Source organism: Sphingomonas sp. MJ1 (PH-R8) (assembly GCF_048058635.1).
Classification (GTDB): Bacteria; Pseudomonadota; Alphaproteobacteria; order Sphingomonadales; family Sphingomonadaceae; genus Sphingomonas.
The window spans coordinates 308,010-316,035 of the sequence record NZ_JBBEFX010000002.1 but is presented as its reverse complement, the minus strand read 5'-3'; the positions used below and the strand labels follow the sequence as shown (position 1 = coordinate 316,035).

Sequence of the window (8,026 nt, the reverse complement as noted above, 5' to 3'; positions counted from 1 at the left end):
CCGCGTGCTGCGCGGTGCAAAGGCCCCGCCCGCCGCCCGTCGCCGCCACCACCCGTTCGTGGCCGCCCTCCCGTTGCGCTGGCGCTTCTATGCCTCGGGCCTCTACATCTCGCCGCTCGCGCCGCTGCTGCTGGGCTTCGCCGTCGGCATCCTGACGGTGCTGCTGGGCGTCGGCGGCGGCTTCGTGCTGGTGCCCGCCATGCTCTACCTGCTCGGCATGGGCACGCGCGTGGTGGTCGGCACCTCGCTGTTCCAGATCCTGTTCGTGACCGCCGCCGCCACGCTGGTCCATGCGATGACCACCAAGGCGGTCGACATCGTGCTCGCCGTGCTGCTGCTGATCGGCTCGGTCACCGGCGCCCAGATCGGCGCCCGGTTCGCCCAGGTGATGAAGCCCGAATATCTTCGCCTGATCCTGGCGCTGATGGTGCTGGCGGTCGCCTTCCGCATGGCGCTCGGGCTCGGCTGGCGGCCCGACGAGATCTACACGATCGAACTGTCGTGAGGCGCGCGCTCGCCCTGCTGCTGGCCCCGCTGCTGCTGGGCGCCACCGCGGCGAAGCCCGTGCTCGTCCCCGACGTGTCGCGCCGCGACATCCAGATCGCCTACAGCTTCACGGGTGCCGAGCTGCTGCTGTTCGGCGCGATCCTCTATCCCGGCGGCCGCGAGCCCGACGCCGATCACCCCGCCGACGTGGTGGTGGTGGTGAAGGGCCCCGCCCAATCGATCGTCATGCGGGAGAAGGAAAAGGTCGCCGGTATCTGGGTCAACGCCGCGCGCACCCGCTTCCGCTCGGCCCCCTCCTTCTACGCCATCGCCTCGTCCAAGCCCATCGGCCAGCTGGTCGACGACCGCACCCGCGCCATCTACGAACTCGGGCTCGACAGCCTCCAGCTCTCCCCCGCCTCGGGCGCCACGGCGGAGGAACAGGCGCGCTTCGCCGCGGGTCTGGTCGACCTCCAGCGCCGCCAGGGCCTCTATTACGAGGCGCCGGGCGCGGTGGAGATCACCGACGGCGTCCTCTACCGCGCCGCCGTGGACATCCCCGCGCGCGTGCCGGTCGGCCGCTTCACCGCCGAGACTTTCCTGATCCGCGACGGCCGCGTGCTGGCAGCCGCGGTGCGCGAGATCGACATCCGCAAGTCCGGCTTCGAGCGCTTCGTCGAGCAGGCCGCCGAGCACGACTCGCTCGCCTATGGCTTGGTCGCGGTTGCGCTGTCGGTGTTGTTCGGCTGGGCCGCCGGCTCGCTGTGGCGGCGCTTCTGACGGCGCGCGGCGCCCTCAAGGGAACGCATTCTTTACCATCGCCCGCGCATCGCTCGCTCCAAAGACCGAGGAGTTGCAGGTGACAGAAGCCACGGGTGTGCGATCCTTCCATGATGCCGGCACGCGGGCAGCGCCGCTGCGCGCGATCGGTGCGGTGACGGAGATCGCCGGATCGGCCAGCCAGATCCTGCTCAACCTGGAAACGGTGAACACCCTCACCAACGATCCGGACCCCGCCATCGCCGCCGCCGGCCAGATCGGCAGCCAGGTGAAGATCCGCGCCGGCGGCAACTGGCTGATCGCCAACGTCCGCGCGATCCGCGCCGCACCCGAAGAGGAGCGCCAAGCGCTCGCCACCATCGACTTCCTCGGCGAAGCGGACGAGGACCGCACCACCGGCGGCCTCCACGGCTTCCGGCGCGGCGTCACCCGCTATCCGATGCCGGGCACGCCCGTCTATCCGCTCGCGACCGCCGACCTCCACCAGATGTACGCCGCCGACGAGCGCGCGCACATCGAGATCGGCACCGTCTATCCCACCGACAACATCCGCGCCGCACTCCAGGTCGACGCCATGCTCGGCAAGCATTTCGCGCTGCTGGGCTCCACCGGCACCGGCAAGTCGACCGCCGCCGCGCTCATCCTCCACCGCATCTGCGATCTCAGCCCGGAAGGGCACATCGTGATGATCGATCCCCATGGCGAATATGCCGCCGCGTTCGAGGGGATCGGCGCGCTCTACGACGTCTCCAACCTGCAGATGCCCTATTGGCTGATGAACTTCGAGGAGCATTGCGAGGTGCTGCTCACCACCTCCGGCTCCGAGCGGCAGGTGGACGCCGACATCCTCGCCAAATGCCTGCTCGCCGCCCGCTCCAAGAACCGGCTGGCGCAGGAGATCGGCAAGCTCACCGTCGACGCGCCGATCCCGTACCTCCTGTCGGACCTCACCAACATCCTCGCCCAGGAAATGGGCAAGATGGACCGCGCGGGCGACACCGCGCCCTATCTGCGGCTCAAGGGCAAGATCGACGAGATCAAGGCCGATCCCCGCTACGCCTTCATGTTCTCCGGCATGCTGGTCGCGGACACGATGGCGTCGTTCCTGTCGCGCGTGTTCCGCCTGCCTTCCGACGGCAAGCCGATCTCGATCATCGACGTGTCGGGCGTGCCGAGCGAGATCACCTCGGTGGTGGTGGCCGTGCTCAGCCGCATGGTGTTCGATTTCGCCATCTGGTCGCGCAACGAGCCGCAGCGCCCGATCCTGCTCGTCTGCGAGGAAGCGCACCGCTACGTCCCCAACGAGCGCAATGCCGACGCCTCCTCGGTCGGCCGCATCCTCAGCCGCATCGCCAAGGAAGGGCGCAAGTACGGCGTGTCGCTCGGCCTCATCACCCAGCGCCCGTCGGACCTGGCCGAGGGCGTGCTATCGCAATGCGGCACCATCCTCTCGATGCGCCTCAACAACGATCGCGACCAGGCGTTCGTGCGCGCGGCCATGCCGGAGGGCGCACGCGGCTTCCTCGACACCATCCCGGCGCTGCGCAATCGCGAGTGCATCATCTCGGGCGAAGGCGTCACCACGCCCGTGCGCGTCCGCTTCGACTCGCTCGACGAGGCGCAGCGCCCTGCCTCGGGCGACCCGCTCTTCTCCCAGCTCTGGCGCGAGACCGGCGGCGAGGAGGCGATCCTCGAACGCACCATCCGCCGCTGGCGCGCAGGGCGGTAGCGGAAGCAACCCGCAGCGTACCCCGGCGAAGGCCGGGGCCCAGTTGGGATGGCCGCAGTTGGTGCGCACGACCTTAGGGATCACCGCACCTAGGCCCCGGCCTCCGCCGGGGTACGAAAAGGAGATTGCCGCAGCGCGCCCAAAACACCCGTGCTCCTGCGCAGGCAGGAGCCCAGGGTACCAAGCGACACCGTTCCTGGCTCTGGGCTCCTGCCTGCGCAGGAGCACGGCGTCACGCCAGTACGGCCCTCAGTCCTTCGCAGCCCCCGTCGGCACCGCCATCAGCCGCGCATAAGTCGCCTTGAACCGCCGCAGGTCCTCGCCGCTCAGCTGCTGCACGCTCGCCAGCGACACCGAGCGCGGGTTCACCGCCGCGCCGTTCTTCCACAGCTCGTAATGGAGATGCGGCCCGGTCGAGATGCCGGTCGATCCGACATAGCCGATCACCGAGCCCTGCCGCACGCGCTGGCCGGCGCGCACCGCGATCCGGCTCATGTGGCCATAGCCGGTGGCAAGCCCGCCGCTGTGGTTGAGCTTCACGAAATTGCCATAGCCGCCGGCCCGCCCCGCGCGCGCCACCACGCCGTCCGCGGCCGCCCGGATCGGCGTGCCGGTCGGTGCGGCGATGTCGAGCCCCTTGTGCAGTCGGTGGAAGCGCAGCAGCGGGTGCACGCGCCAGCCGAAGTTGGAGGTCAGCCGGCCGTTGATCGGCATGGTCATGCCGCCGCGCCGCTGGCCGATCCCCTTGGGATCGTACCACTGGACCTTGCTGCCCTCTTCCCAGCGCAGCAGCCGCACCGATCGCTTGCCCTGGTCCAGCCCGGCGTAGAGCAGCTTGCCGAGCTGGACCTCGCCCGTCTCCGCCCGCTGGCGCTCGATGATGATGTCGAACCGGTCGTTGCCGCCCACCCGGCCCATCGGCACGCGGGTCGACAGCGACTTGATATAGGCCTCGACCGCCTTGGCCGGCGCGCCGGCGGCACGGGCGGCGTGGTAGAGGCTGCTCCCCACCCGGCCCTGGACGCGCAGCGGCGTGTGGTCGATCGCGATCGGAATGGGCTTGAGCGCAAGCCCGCCCTCGGCCCGCGCCAGCTCCAGCGCCAGGTCGAAGCGCGCGCGGAATGCCAGCTTCTCCAGCGGCCGCGGCTGCACCTTGGTCTCGCGCCGCCCGAGCGTGATGTCGAGGCGCGTGCCCGGATTGAGCTCGCCCGGGCTCACCCGGCTGCCGATCAGCGCCACCGCGCGTGCCGCATCCTCGGCCCCGACGCCCGATTGCTTGAGCACGCCCGCAAGCCCGCCGCCGTTGCCCAGCGTCGCGGTCAGCTCCAGGATCGGCCGCTCCGGCGTGTCAGCGAGCGGCCGCACGCCTGCGGTCGCCGCCATCCGCATGCCGCTGGTGGCGCCCAGCGCCCGCGCGCCGAACGCCTGCGCCCGCGCTTCTTCCCAGTCGCGGCCGTCGAGTGCTGCGGGAACCGCCGCCCGGATCGGCCGCCCGATCCCCGGCGCCAGCATCCAGCCGACCGCCAGCAGCGCGGCGCAGGTGGCAGCACCCCGCCACCATTCGCGCGAGCCGATCTGGGATCCCAGGTCCGGCGCCAGTTCGAAATGGGGAAAGCGCAGCTGCAGCCGATCGCCCAGCGTCGCGGCGCGCGCCGGCGCCTCCATGCGACCGAACGAGCGCGCGCTGGCGCCGCCGGCGAATTGCAGTTCGTGATCGCTGCGCAAGAACAAGAAAGGCGCGCCCCTTGTGTCGACCGCCCGACCCGGTCGAGCCATTCCCCTGTGCAGCCAGACCCTTAAAGTCAAACTAACGGCCGTCCGGCGCGCCCCGCTCCGCGGCCAGCCGTGGCCCGCAAACGGCCAGCAGCAGAAGAACCTGCGATCCGGAGGGAACCACTCGCTCACCTCGGTACCCCGGCGAAGGCCGGGGCCCAGTCGGGAAGGCAGCAGTGAGACGCACGCCGCTCACCGGCTGACTTAAGGAAAGCCGGGGATGTCCGTCCAACCCTTGGCGAACTCCCGCGCAGGCAAGCCCCCTGCCAAACCCCCGACCGTGCTCCTGCGAAGGCAGGAGCCCAGGGTCTCAAGCACCGCAAGGCGTTGGTCTGCCTGGTCCTGGATTCCTGCCTGCGCAGGAATACGATTGTGGCCAATGGACGGTGCCCCCCCTTTCGCAGAGTCACGCGAAGGCGAAAGGTCAGGAGCCGACCTCCCCCACACCCAAAACACCTCGCGCGCACCGCAAACCAACCAGGCTGTCTACCGCCCGCCCACCTGTCACAACCCGGACCCGGCGCGCGCGAAAGGATGGAACGATGGTCACCCCTGCTCCCGACCCCTTCCCGCTGCCGGCTTCCAAAAGACCGCGACGGCTGCGTTCTTGGACTAACTTTCGACTAACCTTCCGCACCTGCGAACGTGCGGTGCTGCGCAGCAGAAGCCGCCAAGTCCTTCTGCGCCCTTGCACTTCGCGACGCCACGCCCGATGTTTCGCCGTGATATGAGCCAGTTCGCGCGTAGCCCGCTCACCGCCGTGCTGGGCCCCACCAACACCGGCAAGACCCATCTCGCGATCGAGCGGATGTGCGGCCATGCCTCGGGCATGATCGGCTTCCCGCTGCGCCTGCTCGCGCGCGAGGTCTATGACCGCGTGGTGGCGATCAAGGGCGCGCACCAGGTGGCGCTCATCACCGGCGAGGAGCGCATCGTGCCGCCCGGCGCGCGCTGGTTCCTGTGCACCGCCGAAAGCATGCCGCTCGACCGCGAGGTCGCCTTCGTGGCGCTCGACGAGGCGCAGCTGGGCGCCGATCCGGAGCGCGGCCATGTCTTCACCGACCGGCTGCTGCGCGCCCGCGGGCGCGAGGAGACGATGATCCTCGGCTCCGAGGCACTGCGCCCGATGGTGCGCGCGCTGGTGCCCGATGCGGAGATCATCAACCGCCCGCGCTTCTCCACCCTCTCCTATGCCGGCGCGCGCAAGCTCTCCCGTCTGCCGCGCCGCTGCGCGATCGTCGCCTTCTCGGCCGAGGAGGTCTATGCCGTTGCCGAGACGATCCGCCGCATGCGCGGCGGCGCCGCAGTGGTGATGGGTGCGCTGTCCCCCCGCACCCGCAACGCCCAGGTGCAGATGTTCCAGTCGGGCGAGGTCGACTATCTGGTCGCGACCGACGCGATCGGCATGGGCCTCAACATGGACGTGGCGCACGTCGCCTTCGCCTCGCTGCGCAAGTTCGACGGCCGTCGCCAGCGTCGCCTCACCATCTCGGAAATGGCGCAGATCGCCGGGCGCGCCGGGCGCCACCAGCGCGACGGCACCTTCGGCGGACTGGTCGAGGAAGGCCCGAGCGCCTTTACGCCGGAGGAAGTGCTGGCGATCGAGGGGCACGTGATCCCGCCGCTCGAACAGCTCTACTGGCGCGAGGGCAGCCCGAGCTACGCCAGCCTCGACGCGCTGATCGAGAGCCTGGAGCGCAAGCCCAGCCACCCCGCGCTGCGCGCCGCGCCCCAGGCGATCGACCTGGCGGTGCTCAAGCGGCTGGCCGAGGAGGATTGGGTGCGCGCCCGCACCCGCAGCCCGGCGATGGTCGCGCGGCTGTGGGCGGCCTGCGGCCTGCCCGATTTCCGCAAGCTCGGCGCCGATCCGCACGCCCGCTTCGTCGGCCGCATTTTCCAGCATCTGAGCGAGGGCAAGGGCCACCTGCCCCACCAGTGGTTCGCCGACGAGATCGCGCGCCTCGACAACGTCGGCGGCGATGTCGAGACCATCGCCGGGCGCATCGCTGCCGCGCGCAGCTGGGCCTATATCGCCCATCGTGCCGACTGGCTGGCCGAGCCGGCGCATTGGGCCGACCGCACCCGCGCGATCGAGGAGCGGCTGTCCGACGCGCTCCACGATCGCCTGCGCCAGCGCTTCGTCGACCAGCGCACCACCGTGCTGCTCCGCCGCATCGGTGCGGACGCGAGCAACCTGCCGGTCGAGGTCAGCGAGGACGGCGAGGTCAGCGTCGACGCGCATGTGCTCGGCCGCCTGGAAGGCTTCCGCTTCCATGTCGCGCCCGATGCCCGGGTGGCCGACAAGCGCCTGCTGATCTCGGCCGCCGAAAAGGGCCTGGCGGGCGAGTTGCGCCGCCGCGGTGCCGCGCTCGCCGGTGCGGCGGACGAGGCGTTCGTGCTCGATGCCGAGCCCGGCGAGCGGCCCGCGATCCGCTGGAACGGCCTCGCTGTCGCAACGCTCGTCAACGGGCCGACGCTGGACCGTCCGGCAGTCAAGCTCGACCGCAGCCTCGACTGCCTCGACCGCGCGGGCCAGACGGCGGTGCGCGAGCGGATCGTCGCGTGGGTGGGGGCGGAGATCGCCCGCCGCGCGCCGGTCCTCGCCCGGCTCGCCGCGTTGTCGCGCGACCCCGAAGCCAGCGCCCCCCTCCGCGCAGTCTCAGCCGCGCTCACCGAAGTGGGCGGGATCAGCCCGCGCGAAACCGCCGATCCCGCGTTGGACGTGCTCGCGCCGGAGGATCGCCGCCGGCTGCGCCAGGCCGGCGTGACCGTCGGCACGCTGGACCTGTTCGACGCGCGCCTGTTCCGTCCCGCCCCCGCGCGCTGGCGGGCGGCGCTGCTGGCGGCGCGCGACAGCCGCCCGGTCGAGCCGCTGCCCCCCGCCGGGGCCACCGTCCTGCCGGGCGACACCCGCGCCTGGGGCTTCCGCCGGCTGGGCGGCCAGGCGGTCCGCGTTGATCTCGTCGAACGCATCGCCCGCGCGGCGCACGACGCACGCGAGGGGCACAAGCCTTTCGCCCCCGACCCGGCGCTCGCGACCTCGATCGGCCTGCAGCCGGAAACCATCGCCAAGCTGATGGCGCGCCTGGGCTTTCGCAGCGCCAAGCCCGAGGGCGAGCAACCCCGCTGGGCTTGGCGCGGACGCCCGCGCGCGCCGGCGCCCCGCGCCCCGGCGGCACCGCGTGCCGGCAACGCCTTTGCAGCCCTTGCCGGCCTGGACCTTTCGCGTGGCTGATCCGACCCCGCACGGCGCCGAAT

General features: G+C 71.3%; 5 protein-coding genes. 4 read left to right on the top strand and 1 reads right to left on the bottom strand.

From position 1 onward, the window contains the following. From VPH46_RS03135 to VPH46_RS03125, 3 genes are all read left to right on the top strand, one after another. On the top strand, positions 1-505 hold a 505-nt coding region (locus tag VPH46_RS03135), incomplete at its 5' end, for a sulfite exporter TauE/SafE family protein (RefSeq protein ID WP_416608805.1). Next, positions 502-1,266, top strand: a complete 765-nt coding sequence (locus VPH46_RS03130) for a TIGR02186 family protein (protein ID WP_239435617.1) — start codon at positions 502-504, stop codon at positions 1,264-1,266. The genes VPH46_RS03135 and VPH46_RS03130, both read left to right, overlap by 4 nt. 79 nt (positions 1,267-1,345) lie before the next feature. Further along, positions 1,346-2,995, top strand: a complete 1,650-nt coding sequence (locus VPH46_RS03125) for an ATP-binding protein (protein WP_416608803.1) — start codon at positions 1,346-1,348, stop codon at positions 2,993-2,995. A 249-nt stretch (positions 2,996-3,244) separates the two neighbouring features. Here VPH46_RS03125 and VPH46_RS03120 read toward each other — a convergent pair whose 3' ends face one another. Continuing rightward, positions 3,245-4,726, bottom strand: coding sequence for a M23 family metallopeptidase (locus tag VPH46_RS03120; RefSeq protein WP_416608801.1), 1,482 nt, complete (start codon positions 4,724-4,726; stop codon positions 3,245-3,247). 769 nt (positions 4,727-5,495) lie between these two features. On the opposite strand from VPH46_RS03120, the gene VPH46_RS03115 reads away from it, so the two are divergent. Beyond that, positions 5,496-8,003 (top strand): helicase-related protein, encoded by a 2,508-nt coding sequence (locus VPH46_RS03115; protein WP_416608799.1) that lies wholly within the window; start codon positions 5,496-5,498, stop codon positions 8,001-8,003. Positions 8,004-8,026 lie beyond the last annotated feature (23 nt).

Excerpts from the sequence above, each read along its gene's own strand:
- VPH46_RS03115 (WP_416608799.1), top strand. The coding sequence starts at position 5,496 with ATGAGCCAGTTCGCGCGTAGCCCGCTCACCGCCGTGCTGGGCCCCACC.